Here is a 13,968-nt window from a genome sequence, read left to right on the forward strand (position 1 = left end):
AAAATGGGTTGACTTTCATGCAGACACCATTATAATTATGTTAGTTCCAAGTAATCGGGTAGGAATAATTAAGTAAAGGAGGTTCGCTTGTTGGATAAGAGGAAATTAGGCAATAGCGAGCTTTATCCATCCATTATCGGGTTCGGAGCTTGGGCTGCTGGGAAAGCAGGCTGGGGAGAAGTCGATGATAACGAGATTGAGGCTGTCATTCGTCGTGCGTATGAACAAGGGATCACCTTCTATGACACCGCTCCATCCTATGGGCTGGGACATTCCGAGAAGGTGCTTGGTAAAGTGCTGCAGCCAGTAAGGGAGCATGTCATTATCGCAACAAAAGCTGGCCTCATCTGGAACGATCAAGGGCAGTTTAGTATAAATGTATCCAAAGCAAATATAATACGTGAGGTAGAGGAGAGCCTGCGGCGATTAAATACGGACTATATTGATTTGTATCAAGTTCATTTTCCCGATCCCAGCGGCAAAACACCGATTGAAGAGACGTTTGAAACGTTAAATCAACTCGTCGTTGAAGGGAAAATTAGGAATATCGGCGTTTCAAACTTTAACGTTCAGCAATTAGTTGCAGCGCAGTCCGTTAGCAATATTGTATCTTTGCAGCTGCCATATAACTTGTTCCAGCGCGATGTTGAACATGCAGCGTTACCCTATGCGAAGCAGCAAAAAATCGGTTTTATTCCTTATAGTCCGCTAGCTCAGGGGTTGTTGACGGGGAAATTTAATTATTTGACGAGGCTGCCCAAAACGGATGTTCGCGCGCAGCTTAATCCATTATTTTCGGATAAACAATTTATAAAAAACATTGTCATCATCGAAACTTTTACTGGAATTGCTAGAGCCATCGAGAAACCATTAAACCAAGTAGCTATCAACTGGTTATTGTATAAGCAGGAAATAACGAGTGTGATTGCTGGTGCGAAGACGGTTAAGCAGCTGGAGGAAAATACGGCTGCAACCAAGTGGCGTCTATCCAGAGAAGATTATGAGCAAATAAGCCGTTTGTTTGAAACGGATTCATCTTATGTCATTTAATAATAAATAGAATGCTTCTCTTATATTTATTTTCTAAATAGTAAATTCCCAAAAGAAAAGGCAGCAGCCTCGTGAGAGGCTGCTGCCTATTTCGTTTTCTGTGACCTCTAGCTGATCGTTTGCTTGGAGGAGGGTGATGACTCGCCTTTCGCGTTTTCAGAGGTTATATAGAAGGAACCTGTGATAAGCGGCGCAACATACTCAAAGCTTGTTTCCAAGGTTGATCCGATCTTGGAATATTGACCATCGTTGTTTGCACTATAGTATATATTATATTGCGTCACTTGGTCTGACACACTGTTAGCCGCCCAAGTTAATCGTACGCTTAGATCTGTTTTCGCAGCCTGCAAGCCAGTAGGAGTGGAAGGTGCTGTTGTTGTGCCAGAACCATTTCCACTTCCATTCCCGCTTGAGTTGTCTCCGCCTGTTGTCGGTGGAGGGGTACTCGGTGTGCTTCCATATTGTACTATTTGACTAGGTGCTGACTCTTTGCCGACGACATCAACCGCTGTTACGTAATAAGTGTAGTTTTGAGCATTGGATGCATACACCTTCATACGTTTGTCTGCACCGACAACAATGGATTCACCTTGCTTCTCATAAGGCCCTTGATTAACCGAACGGTACACACGGTAACCAACGACATCAGCAGCAGTACTATCATTAAATGTCAATATGAGCACGCCATCCGACGATTGCAGCTTAACGCTTGCCGGAGGCGGTGGAGCTGCTCCATCATCAACGCGAGGGTCTTTTTTAGACGGCGCGTTGTTTTCTGCATCCGCAGGAAGGTAAATATCAAGTGGACGACGACTGCTTGCCGGAAGTTTCTCCTGCGCTGCCTTAATTTCATCCATAAGAACATCCAGCGGTTTTTTACGCTTAATAACGATTTGTTCCTTAATCATATCGCTAGGAGTAGCTGGGTTCGGAACATAGTTAACGCCATTGAAGGAAATATAAGCCATCTTCACGAGCGCGTCATCTGTTTTCTTAGGAATATCCTTCTTGTTAAACCAGTCAGTAACAAGCATGCCTGCTTGCTTCGTTAATTGACTTGGAAGCAATCCGCTAGCGCTCGACACCGTAGCTTTGACAATGCCGGATGGACGTTCAAATTCTTTAGTGACAAATACTTCCGGCTTCTTCTCAGCCATCTTATTCATAATGAGTGCCCAGATGGAACGAGCACGCGTTTTGCCGACCTCGGATAGGGAGTTGACCTGTTCCTCATAACCGGCCCACACGCCTAGCGTAATATCTGGCGAGAAGCCCATAAACCACACGTCACCGTAGCTTTGTGTGGAGCCTGTTTTACCGGCAATAGGAATTTCACCGTACTTATCGAATTGTGATTTCAATTTGTTGGCAGAACCGCTTTTGCTTGAAATAACAGTCGACAGCATATCCGTCATCAAGAAGGCACTCTGCTCGGAGAACACTCGTTTTGGTTCCTGCTTGTGTTCATATACAATTTTTCCGTTTGCATCTGTAATTTTTTGAATCATATAAGCATCATTGAAAACGCCTTTGTTCGGAATCGATCCGTATGCATTCGTAAGCTCTTCAACCGATACGCCGATGCTTAGACCGCCAATTACACCGGTTTGTGCATAAGCATCTTGCGGCTGCAGCGTTGTAATGCCTAGTTTTTTAACGAACTCCCAAGCATTTTCAATTTTGACTTCCTCATTGAAAATTTTCAAAGCAGGCAAGTTCAAGGAACGGTTTAATGCCTCACGCGCCGTTACTAGACCCGCGAACTTACGGTTTACGTTCATTGGGATATGGAAACCCTTTTGGCCATCTTTCAGGACAATTGGAGCATCGTCAATTATGCTCGCGGGCTGAATGATACCCATTTCAATAGCTGGAAGGTATGCCGCCAATGTTTTCATCGTTGATCCTGGCTGCCTTGTCATCTGAGTGGCATAGTTTAATTGCTCCTCATAGAAGTCTCGGCCTTCAAGCATTCCCACAATAGCGCCAGTTTTGTGATCGAGCATGATCGCAGCAATCTGCTCCAGCCCTTTTTTCTCGCTGTATGGCGTGAAATTCTCATCATTAGTGCCAATCTCACGCATGAGCTGGTAGACATCCTTGTCGATGGTTGTATAGACATGGTAGCCGCCGCGCAGCAAATGATCGCGAGCTTCCTCAATAAGCGGAGCATTTTCTTTTTTGCGAAGGTCTGCTTTTGTTAAAGTAGAATCCTGCGCCATGAGCATAATTTCCGCTGCTTGACGTTCTGCTTCAAGCATGAGATAAGGATAGGTTGTATAAGCTTTTTCTTTTGGCTTAGCCAGCGTTTTCCTAATATCGAATTTGGACGCTTCGTCGTACTCTTGCTGAGTAATCCGCCCAGTCTCGAACATTCGCTTCAAAACTGTTTTTTGACGTCCAAGCGCGAGTTCAAAGCCCGCCTCATTGAATTGACCTTTACCTGTGAACGCTGTATAGGCAGAAGGCCTTTGCGGTAGACCTGCCAAATAGGCAGACTGCGCGATATTCAGCTGGTTTAGATCCGAAATATCAAATATCCCTTTGGCAGCTGCTTTAATGCCGAACAAATTGTACCCGCTGGAACCATTTCCGAACGGAACCTTATTCAAATAAGCTGCTAAAATTTCTTCTTTCGTTAAATAACGTTCCATGCGCAGCGATAAAAATATTTCTTTAATTTTACGGCTATCTGTTTTGTCCAAACTTAGAAATACACGTCGCGCAAGCTGCTGAGTAAGCGTACTTCCGCCCGTTTGCGTATCTTCATTTAGAAGCTTTTGCTTTACTGCACGTCCAAGGCCGTTAATGTCTACGCCATGATGCTCCAAAAAGTTATTGTCCTCAATGCCAAGTACGGCAGTAATAACCTGCGGCGGTAAATCATCATATGTAATAATCATTCGGTCCTCTGACGTTCTTAGCTGTCCGACAAGTGAATCATCATTGAAGTAAACAAATCCAGTGATGGCATTTTCGCCGATCTTCTCTACAATAACGGATCGAGGTCTTACGGTTTCGTCTTTCACAAGCGCGGCCACATAACCAGTTACTGCTCCACCGGCAAGCAATCCGATGAAGATTCCGAAATATACCATCCATTTAGCTGTTATAAAAGTTACGATTCCAAATGTACGCCATTTGCTTCTTTTGTTTGGCGCAGGTTGACGATCTTCTTGCATTTCTATGACTCCTCCTCCAAATAGCACACCTATTATAACATAAATCGCTAAAGTAACGCATTCTTTCCTTGCATTGACTTCACAGCATGGCTATGGTATAAATTCAATAATGTTTTATCTAATCAATGCTTTGAAGGGCATGAGTAGACAGCGAATCGTACTTTCAGAGAGCCGGTGGGTGGTGGAAACCGGTATGCGCCGCTTGTTGAATTACCGCCTGGAGCTAAGTGAAGGAACCGTATACTGACAATCCTCTGCACATTTTGGCAAAAAAGCCTGTGGGGCAGTCGAATCAGCCGTAGTAGTTCACTTCGGAGCCCGTCTCCGTTATCAACAACGAAGTGAGAGTACCTCTTTTTTATGTGAAAAAAGGCAGGAGTACTCTAACGAGGGTGGTACCGCGAGCTAATCCTTCTCGTCCCTTGGGGCTGGAAGGATTTTTTATGTCTATATAGACGCATACAAAGGAGGAAAAGTTCTATGGTGAAGTGGGAAAGTTTAAGTGGCGAGCAGAAAAGTGAGGTCGAGCGTCAGCTGGCTGTCATTCGCCGCGGTGTTGTGGAGATTGTACCTGAGGATGATTTGAAAAATAAAATAGCGAATGCTGTAGCAACAGGAAGGCCGTTAAATGTAAAGCTAGGACTTGATCCTTCAGCGCCAGACATTCATATCGGCCATACGGTTGTTCTTCACAAGCTTCGTCAATTTCAGGAGCTCGGTCATCAGATTCAGCTGATTATCGGTGATTTTACAGGCAGAATCGGCGATCCAACGGGCAAATCGGAAACGAGGAAGCAATTGACGGAAGAAGATGTGAAGCGGAATGCGGAAACATACCAAAAACAAATTTACAAAATATTAGATCCACAGCAAACAAAGCTCTACTACAACTCGGAATGGCTTGCACCGCTTAACTTTGCTGATGTTGTAAATCTAGCCGGGAAAGTAACGGTTGCACGCATGATGGAGCGTGATGATTTTACAAAGCGGTACACGAGCGGCTTGCCGATCAGCATTCATGAATTTTTCTACCCGCTGATGCAAGGATACGATTCCATAGCTCTTGATTCCGATGTGGAGCTAGGAGGCACGGATCAGACATTTAACCTGTTAATGGGCAGAACCTTGCAGAAGGAATATAATAAACCGGGCCAAATCGTTATTACGACTCCTTTGATCGAAGGGTTGGACGGCGTAAATAAAATGAGCAAAAGCTTGGGCAATTACATCGGTATAGATGAAGAGCCAAACCAAATCTACGGCAAATCGATGTCGATTCCAGATAGGCTTATGCTCAAATATTACGAGCTAGCTACCGATTTGAGCAACGAGGAGCTTGCGGCATTGAAAGCTGGACTGGCAGATGGTTCTGAACATCCTCGTGATGCGAAGATGAAGCTTGCAGCGACATTTGTACGAATGTACCATGGCGAAGAGGCAGCGAAAGCGGCAGAAAATCATTTTATTACCGTGTTTCAACAACGTGCGCTGCCTGATGATATCGAAGAGGTATCTATTGCTGCGGAACAATTGGAAGCTGGTCAAATTCGCATCGTGAAGCTGCTCACTATGCTTGACTTGCTGCCAACGAGCAGTGAAGCGAGAAGAAGCGTTCAGCAAGGGGCTGTTCGTATAAATGAAGAGAAGATAACGGATATTAATGCGGATATTTCTCCTAAGGATGGCGACGTGCTTCAAGTAGGAAAACGTAAATTTATAAAAATTAAATTAACATAATTGGTATAATAGAGCTTGTTGAAATGATAAAATTCAACAAGTTCTATTTTTTTAGAAACAAAAGAGCGTTTTCAACGTATTAAATAACGGAAGCATTAACAGGTTATGGATACTAAGGGAGGAGGAGAGAGTTGGAGACGCTATTTATGTCTTGTCTAGTCGGAGGAATCCTTTATGCGCTCGTAAGTATTATTTTTGGGGATTTGATCGGGCAAGCACTCGATGGAGCACTCGATTTTTTATCCTTAGATGGTCATTCATGGCTGTCGCCGACTGCGCTAGTAGGCGGGATAACCACTTTTGGCGGAGCAGGGATCCTACTCGGACGCTACACTGCCTTTAGTTCAACAGCCATCGTGATGATTGCCTTATTCATCGCACTTACAGCTGCAGTAGCTGTTTTCTTTCTCTACATTAAGCCGATGGAGCAAAGCGAGAATTCGATCGCTTTTTCGCTTAATGATTTGTCGGGTAAGCTCGGGGAGGTGCTGGTCCCCATTTCTGCGAAGGGCTATGGTGAAGTGATGGTTAAAGTGGGAGCTGGATTTACGAATCAAATTGCAGCTAGCTTCGAAGGCGTTGAAATTACAAGCGGCTCCAAGGTTGTCGTTGTTGAGGTAAGGGACAGCACTTTGTATGTATCGGAAGTAAATCTATCTTAATTAAAGCAGCATAAGGGGGAAATTCAATGGAAGATATTTATGTTATACCTGCTATTGTAGTTGGCGTTTTTGTTATATTGGGTCTTGCCTTCTGGGCGCGCTACAAAACAGTTAGTCCAGACGAAGCGATGCTCGTAACGGGATCATTTCTAGGCTCCCGAAATGCAAGCACGGATGAATCTGGGCGCAAAGTGAAAATCATTAGAGGCGGAGGCGCGTTTATTCTGCCGATATTCCAGAAGGCTGAGTTTCTATCGTTATTGTCCCATAAGCTGGATGTATCGACGCCGGAGGTATACACAGAGCAAGGCGTACCAGTCATGGCAGACGGTGTAGCGATCATTAAAATTGGCGGTGCGGTTGAAGATGTGGCGACGGCGGCAGAGCAGTTTCTAGGCAAGCCTACCGAAGCGCTCAAGGGTGAAGCGCAGGAAGTATTGGAAGGACATTTGCGCGCAATTCTTGGCTCAATGACAGTGGAAGAGGTATATCGCAACCGCGATAAATTTGCGCAAGAGGTGCAAGGGGTTGCAGCTAAGGATTTGAAAAAGATGGGTCTTCAAATCGTTTCCTTCACGATCAAGGATTTGCGCGATAAACATGGATATTTGGACGCGCTCGGTAAACCGCGAATTGCTGCAGTCAAGAGAGATGCTGAGATTGCGGAAGCTGAAGCGATTCGGGATGCTAGAATTCAGAAAGCACTCGCTGCTGAGGCCGGTCAAAAGGCCGAGCTTGTGCGTGATACCAACATTGCGGAAGCAGAGAAAGAAAAGGAAATGAAGGTCGCGACATTTAAACGTGACCAAGATACAGCAAGAGCGGAAGCGGATCAGGCTTATTCGATTCATGAAGCGCGTGCTAAGCAAAACGTAGTCGAAGAGCAAATGAAGGTTGAACTCGTACGTAAAGAACGTGAGATCGATCTGGAAGGAAAAGAAATATTGCGTCGTGAGAAGCAATATGATGCAGAAGTGAAGAAAAAAGCCGATGCAGACCGTTACGCAGTTGTACAAGCGGCGGAAGCAAACAAGGCGAAGCTTCTTAATGAAGCTGACGCTCTGCAATACCGTATTGAAGCGGAAGCCAAGGCACATGCTACCCAGAAACGTTTGGATGGTTTAGCTGTTGCAGAAGCAGAGAGAGCGAAAGGTACAGCGGAGGCCGACGTCATTCGTCTTCGCGGTTTAGCGGAAGCGGAAGCAAAAGAGAAGCTAGCTGAAGCTTTTGAGAAATTTGGAGAAGCTGCTATTCTTGATATTATCGTAAAAATGCTTCCTGAACTGGCTGGCAAAATCGCCGATCCTATCGGCAACATTGATAAGCTTACTGTTGTTGATACAGGGAATGGCGAAGGGGCAGCTCGTATAAGCAATTATGTAACTTCATTAATGTCTACTGCTCCGGAGATGCTGAAGAGCGTATCGGGAATCGACGTGAATGCAATCATTAAAGGACTGACGAATAGAGGCAGTAATTTACCTGCAGTACCTAGCAAGCCGGTTGATATTGCTGCTGCTCCTGCTGTAATCAAGCTTCCTGAACAATAAAGTAAGGCAGCGTAAACAGAAAAAAACCTTGAACCAATTGGTTCAAGGTTTTTTTGTTTATTAACGGCTGTAGAATTCGACGATTTGTTTCTCGTCGATATCTTGGGAAAGCTCACCGCGGTCAGGCAGACGAAGGAATTTACCTTCCATTGCTTGATCGTTGAACTCCAAGTAGTTCGGAAGGTGATGACGACCTTCCATAGCTTCTTTAATTGTTCTAAGGCTGCGGCTGCGCTCGCGCAAACCGATTACATCGCCAAGAGAAACGCTGTAAGAAGCGATATCCACTTTCTTGCCGTTTACAGTTACGTGACCATGTGATACCAACTGACGAGCTCCTGCACGGGAGTTGGAAAGGCCAAGACGGTAAACGAGGTTGTCAAGACGGCTTTCAAGGAGGCCCATGAAGTTTTCACCGGCTTTACCTTTCATTTTTGCCGCTTTGTCAAACAAGTTGCGGAATTGTTTTTCGTTCAAACCGTACATGTGACGAAGCTTTTGTTTCTCTTGCAATTGAACGCCGTAACCGCTCATTTTTCTGCGTTGGTTAGGGCCGTGTTGACCTGGTGGAAAAGCGCGTTTTGCAAGTTCTTTACCCGTTCCGCTCAAAGAGATTCCAAGGCGACGGCTTAGTTTAAATTTAGGTCCTGTATAACGTGACATACGTAATATTAACTCCTTCATCAAATAAATTTGTGAATGGGGTTGTGTTTCGCCGAATACGTTCAATGTTCGAGCAAGCTCGTCCCTGATAGGCTAGTCAGCCGCTGGCCTATAGTGAACGTATTTCATGAGGGTGACACAAAACCGTACGCCCATCTATTCATCAATAAATAATATATGAAATAGATAGCTGTTGTCAAGGTTCACTAAGGAAATTTAATGATGTTTGAAACACATCGAAAGACCTATATTTTAAATACATAGTAGTGCAAATTTCTCAAAAATGGAGTATGATGATTGTAATATTAAGTGAAAATAGGAAGCTCATCACCTTGGTTGACAGATGGAAGGGTTGGGGCTGCATGGTTGATCGAATGAATAGCAATTTTGCATATCGTAAAACATCAACAATTGTGGATACATCAGCAGAGTCACAACCGATTTGGTTCATCAGCGAAGATATTAGCGATGCGGACAAGCCCTTGCTATCACCATTGTTCCAAGACAGTTTCAATCAGTGGGTAAGTGAAACATCAGGATTAGCCTCATTTGAGTCTGGTGAATTTGTGTTATTCAATAATGAAGCGGAAGAGATCTCATCTGAAGGTCTTTATGACGCTGAGGCTTGCGAGAAACGCGATGCTGCGCTTGCAAAGGTTGTCCAAAGCGTTTTAAGCAGCGGTTTATCTTGCCATAATGAAGCAGATGATCTATTTACAGCAGCAGTGCCTATTCATAGGCGAGGCGATGGTGCTGTTTTTTGTATTCTTGCTTATGTGTCTCCAATTGGTTATCAGAAGGACATCGCGCAGCTTCAAATGTGCTCATTGCATTTTCGCAGCTGCTTTTACCATAAGTTTGAACAGCTTTATGTCAAGGATTTGCTTTTGCAGCAGCAGCGGGCTGAGCAGGAAGCAAATAGAAGAGATTCTTTGTTTCAAGCAGCCAAACGGCTTTATGATCAAATCGATGTTGCATCGGTGCTATCGGAACTGCTTAGCAGCCTTGAACAGCTCTATCCAAACTCGGAAGTTCATTTGTATTTGTCGCAGGACCACTTAAATGGTGATCCGCGTGTAAAGCCGCTTGTTTTCAAAAACTTGGAGCATGATCTCGTCACCAAGGCTTTTTTGAATGGCAAATCGGTTACGGAGCATGACAGAGACGGTACGCTTAGGCTGGCTGTTCCAATGAACGGCAAACAAGCCGCGTATGGTGTGCTTTGTTTGTATATAGGTCCAGGCAAATGGGATGAAGCAGACTTGCCTGCTTTCCTGCTGCTGGCGGATACTGCGGGATCAGCCTTCGAGAATGCGAAGCTGTATGAGCAGTCTAATCTGCTTATTAATGAGCTGCGACTAATTAATGAGCTTACGAAACGATTAAACCAGTCGCTTAGGCTCAAAGAAATTTTTCAATTTGCTACCACAGAGCTTTTAACGATATTTGATGCGGATTATTGCTGTGTTTTGCAGCTTAACAAAGAACAAAATCAATTCATCGTCATGTCCAGTAATTTTCCTTCCCTGACGAGCGAACAGTTTTTGCCCGATTATGGGTTTTGCGGGATGGTTTATCGAACCAAGGAGCCGATGATCATATCCGATTACTGGCATACTCGTGTGGTAACGTCCAAGCTTATGGATAATACTGGTTCAAGATCGCTTATCGCCTCACCCATAATGGTTGATGGAGAGGTCGTTGGCGTTATTCTAATTACACATAAAGCGCCAAATTTTTTCTCCTACGATAATTATAAATTGCTTCAAGTGATGAGCACGCACATTGGACTTGCTGTAACGAATGCTTCATTGCACGCTGAAGTGCGCCGGATGGTTATAACTGATAACTTAACTGGCTTGCATGCTCGCCACTATTTAAATGAACAAATTCAAAACCGTCAGCGCAAAGATCCATTCGGCTCACTTATTCTTGTGGATATCGATTTGTTTAAACGCATCAATGACACGTATGGACATCAAGTTGGCGATCGTATACTCATACAAGTGAGCAATATTATTAGAGGATCGATCAGGCAGGGAGATATTGCCGCGCGCTGGGGCGGTGAAGAGCTTGCGATTTACTTGCCAGGCATTCGGGCTGAGCAAGCGTACCGCATCGCCGAACGAATACGGGTGCATGTGGAGATGGAAACGGATCCTGTCGTAACCGTATCCTGCGGCGTATCCGAATGGAAGTTTGAGGATGAGAAAATAAGCGTTGAGTCTTTATTTTATCGTGCAGATATGGCGCTTTATGAAGCTAAGCATAATGGAAGAAATTGCATCATTGTTGGTCAAAACTAAAATCATGAACATTATAAAGAGAAGGATGCTAATTGCAGCATCCTTTTTTTTGTTCCTATTTGGAATAATGAGCTTGCAGGTTAGGGACGCTACTATAGAATATGTTGAACGGGAGGTAAGCATATGAAAAAAGAGAAAGCAATTAGCGTAATCGTGGTCACGCTTGTTTTCATGCTCTCGATTGCCGGTTGCGGAAATGTGGGTAAACATCGATCACCTGAGGAATGGCTGTCTTTGTCTTATTCGGGGCTTGCCGCAACGGATCAATATGATTTTACAGGGTCGATGAGCATAAAGACAGACGGTGGTCTAGCTTTTAAACCGGAAGTGTTCGAAGGCAAGGTCGTGGATCATCAGCAGTTGACATTGCAGACGAATAGTCAGGAAACGATGCATTGGAATCCAGTAAAGGTGCTTGAGACGTTGAATCAGTCCAATGATGAGGTTCGGATCGTAAACGGAAGCAACGATGAGGAAACCGTAACGCTGTTGATTACTGAGAATGCAAAGGTTTCAAAGGAGAAATGGGAACAACGTTTGCGGCAGCAGCTAGATCAGCTTGGAGCAAACATGCCTTCCAAAGATAAGCCTTTTCACCAAGAATGGATGGAGGAATTGGCACGATCGCGCAGCCAGCTTGATGCCATGCTTTCGACCATGCAGGCGACCACGGAGTATGAGCTCGTTATCGACCGCACGAAGCTGCTTCCGCTGAAGATGGAAGAGAAAACATCCTTTCAGTACACTTATAACAAACGTCCATTTTCTGAATCAAGATACACGACAGTAAGGTTTCAATCCTTTAACGGTGCGTTGAGCAACACTGTTCAGCAGATGCATAAACGTGTTACGATGGATTAGTTTATGATCGAAAGTTAGAAGGAGAGGAATTTTACATGCGTGATCCAAGGTTGCAAAAGCTAGCGCGAAATTTAGTCGAATATTCTATCGATGTTCAAGCAGGGGAAAATGTGCTAATTGACATGGTTGGTTCAGAAAGAGAGCTGACCAAGTGTTTAATAGAAGAGGTTGCAAGGCGGGGCGGCAGGCCGTTTGTAGAATCGAGCGATCGTTCTGTTCTTCGTACTTTGCTGAAGCATGCTACGAAGGAGCAAATGGAGCTTTGGTCGTCGCTTGATTTGGAGCGGATGAAAAATATGCAAGGATATATCGCTGTACGCTCAGGAGATAATGTGAATGAATTTGCTGGAATTCCTGATGCCAATATGCGCCTATATGATCAAATTTATAGAAATCCGGTACACTCCGAACAGCGCGTTAAAAAAACAAAATGGGTCGTTTTGCGTTACCCGAGCCCATCCATGGCTCAGCTGGCCAATATGAGTACGGAAGATTTCGAAGACTTTTATTTTGATGTGTGCAACTTGGATTATGCCAAAATGGATGCAGCGATGAACCCGCTTCAGAAGCTGATGAGTGAAACAGATCGAGTGCGGATTGTATCGCCAGGCACGGATTTAAGCTTCTCGATTAAGAATATCGGAGCGAAAAAATGTTCTGGCCACCGAAATATTCCCGATGGAGAAGTGTTCTCAGCTCCGGTTCGCGATTCGGTGCAAGGTACGATTACTTACAATGCGCCTAGCGTCTATTCTGGCGTTACGTTCCAGAATATTTCACTGACATTTGAAAACGGCAAAATCGTAAAAGCAGAAAGCAATGACAATGTTCGTTTGAACGAAATTTTAGACATGGATGAAGGCGCTCGCTATATTGGTGAGTTTGCAATCGGATTTAATCCGCATATTTTGCATCCTATGAATGATATTTTGTTTGATGAGAAAATTGCCGGCAGTTTGCACTTTACGCCAGGTCAAGCCTATGAAGAGACGGATAATGGCAACCGTTCCGCTGTTCATTGGGATCTCGTACTTATTCAACGCCCAGAATACGGCGGCGGCGAAATTTATTTCGATGATGTACTTATTCGCAAAGATGGCGTTTTCGTCATTCCAGAGCTTGAAGGGTTAAATGCTGAAAACCTCAAATAAGCAATTACGCTCGAATCGTATTCCTATGTAATAAATGGAAAATAAAGCGTTTTTCATTTTACCTCTTGCTGGATGCTTCTTTTCGGGTTATCATGGTGACAAAGGTAAGCTTTACTAATTTAACTGGAGGGATCTCCCATGTCCAACAACGCAGCAATCGTAGAAATTTCCCAAACGGCTAGCCAATTCACTTCATCCATCGTTCTGCAAGCCGAGAGCAAATATATTGATGTAAAAAGCATCCTCGGACTTTTCACTACACTAGTAGGCGGACATGCGTACGAACTTCATGTACACGGACCGGATGCTGAGGAAGCAAAAGCAGCAATGGCTGCTGTATTTGCTAAGCACAACTTAAATGTTAATGTTATTACGGATTAGTAGATCATATTTTTAACGAATAAGCACCTCTTCACTTTTGAAGAGGTGCTTTTCTGTTTTGACCTTGTATAATCGCTCTATTTCGTCTAATATAGTGGTATAGAAGACGGCGGATACGCGCACAGGGGGGAAAACGATGTCTTCACCGGAAATTACGGTACAATTGCATGAGAAAGCGCTTCGTCTCCTTCAGGAAGATGCGAGTAAAATAGAAAAGCTAATCGAAGTTCAGATGGAAAACTTGACTACTCGTCAATGTCCACTTTACGAAGAAGTGCTAGATACACAAATGTATGGATTCTCGCGAGAGGTTGACTTTGCTGTTCGCGCCGGACTCATTGCAGAGCTGGCTGGCAAGGAAATAGTGAGTAGATTAGAGCGGAATTTAGCTATGCTATACGAAGCACTGGAAAGAAAAGAGTAGC

The 13,968-nt window shown here is 44.3% G+C and carries 11 protein-coding genes and 1 other annotated feature; of the genes, 9 read left to right on the top strand and 2 right to left on the bottom strand.

Annotated elements, in window-relative coordinates; translation table 11 throughout:
* Window positions 1-90: 90 nt before the first annotated feature.
* The gene (locus tag AC0VYE_RS14890) at window positions 91-1,050 is read left to right on the top strand and encodes an aldo/keto reductase (RefSeq protein WP_475448902.1); all 960 of its coding nucleotides are present in this window, start codon (window positions 91-93) and stop codon (window positions 1,048-1,050) included.
* A 107-nt stretch (window positions 1,051-1,157) separates the two neighbouring features.
* On the opposite strand, the gene AC0VYE_RS14895 is transcribed toward AC0VYE_RS14890, so the two are convergent.
* Window positions 1,158-4,232, bottom strand: a complete 3,075-nt coding sequence (locus tag AC0VYE_RS14895) for a transglycosylase domain-containing protein (RefSeq protein ID WP_076268241.1) — start codon at window positions 4,230-4,232, stop codon at window positions 1,158-1,160.
* 121 nt (window positions 4,233-4,353) lie between these two features.
* Window positions 4,354-4,658, top strand: a binding site (T-box leader).
* Between the two features lie 57 nt (window positions 4,659-4,715).
* Here AC0VYE_RS14895 and tyrS point away from each other — a divergent pair.
* The 3 genes from tyrS to AC0VYE_RS14910 all read left to right on the top strand — a co-directional run bounded on the left by tyrS (window position 4,716) and on the right by AC0VYE_RS14910 (window position 8,181).
* On the top strand, window positions 4,716-5,969 hold the full coding sequence (gene tyrS, locus AC0VYE_RS14900) for a tyrosine--tRNA ligase (RefSeq protein WP_475449577.1): 1,254 nt from the start codon (window positions 4,716-4,718) through the stop codon (window positions 5,967-5,969).
* A 131-nt stretch (window positions 5,970-6,100) separates the two neighbouring features.
* A complete protein-coding gene (locus AC0VYE_RS14905) occupies window positions 6,101-6,631 on the top strand; it encodes an NfeD family membrane protein (protein WP_179089804.1) in 531 nt (176 codons plus the stop codon).
* Window positions 6,632-6,657: 26 nt separating this feature from the next.
* Window positions 6,658-8,181: a flotillin family protein gene (locus AC0VYE_RS14910; RefSeq protein ID WP_076268243.1), complete on the top strand. Its 1,524-nt coding sequence runs from the start codon at window positions 6,658-6,660 to the stop codon at window positions 8,179-8,181.
* A gap of 60 nt (window positions 8,182-8,241) precedes the next feature.
* Here the strand turns inward: AC0VYE_RS14910 and rpsD are convergent, their stop codons facing one another.
* Window positions 8,242-8,844, bottom strand: coding sequence for a 30S ribosomal protein S4 (rpsD, locus tag AC0VYE_RS14915; RefSeq protein WP_054028044.1), 603 nt, complete (start codon window positions 8,842-8,844; stop codon window positions 8,242-8,244).
* 332 nt (window positions 8,845-9,176) lie between these two features.
* On the opposite strand from rpsD, the gene AC0VYE_RS14920 reads away from it, so the two are divergent.
* The 5 genes from AC0VYE_RS14920 (at window position 9,177) to AC0VYE_RS14940 (ending at window position 13,967) form a co-directional block, all read left to right on the top strand.
* Window positions 9,177-11,150, top strand: a complete 1,974-nt coding sequence (locus AC0VYE_RS14920) for a sensor domain-containing diguanylate cyclase (RefSeq protein ID WP_256710895.1) — start codon at window positions 9,177-9,179, stop codon at window positions 11,148-11,150.
* Between the two features lie 123 nt (window positions 11,151-11,273).
* A complete protein-coding gene (locus AC0VYE_RS14925) occupies window positions 11,274-12,011 on the top strand; it encodes a hypothetical protein (protein WP_475448905.1) in 738 nt (245 codons plus the stop codon).
* Between the two features lie 35 nt (window positions 12,012-12,046).
* On the top strand, window positions 12,047-13,162 hold the full coding sequence (locus AC0VYE_RS14930; RefSeq protein ID WP_475448907.1) for an aminopeptidase: 1,116 nt from the start codon (window positions 12,047-12,049) through the stop codon (window positions 13,160-13,162).
* Between the two features lie 138 nt (window positions 13,163-13,300).
* Window positions 13,301-13,543 carry an HPr family phosphocarrier protein gene (locus AC0VYE_RS14935; protein WP_076268246.1) on the top strand — a complete coding sequence of 81 codons (243 nt, stop codon included), beginning with the start codon at window positions 13,301-13,303 and terminating at the stop codon, window positions 13,541-13,543.
* Window positions 13,544-13,679: 136 nt separating this feature from the next.
* Window positions 13,680-13,967 carry an Fpa/YlaN family protein gene (locus AC0VYE_RS14940; protein WP_054028048.1) on the top strand — a complete coding sequence of 96 codons (288 nt, stop codon included), beginning with the start codon at window positions 13,680-13,682 and terminating at the stop codon, window positions 13,965-13,967.
* Window position 13,968: the final 1 nt, after the last annotated feature.

This window comes from Pristimantibacillus sp. Z349TD_6 (assembly GCF_056173205.1).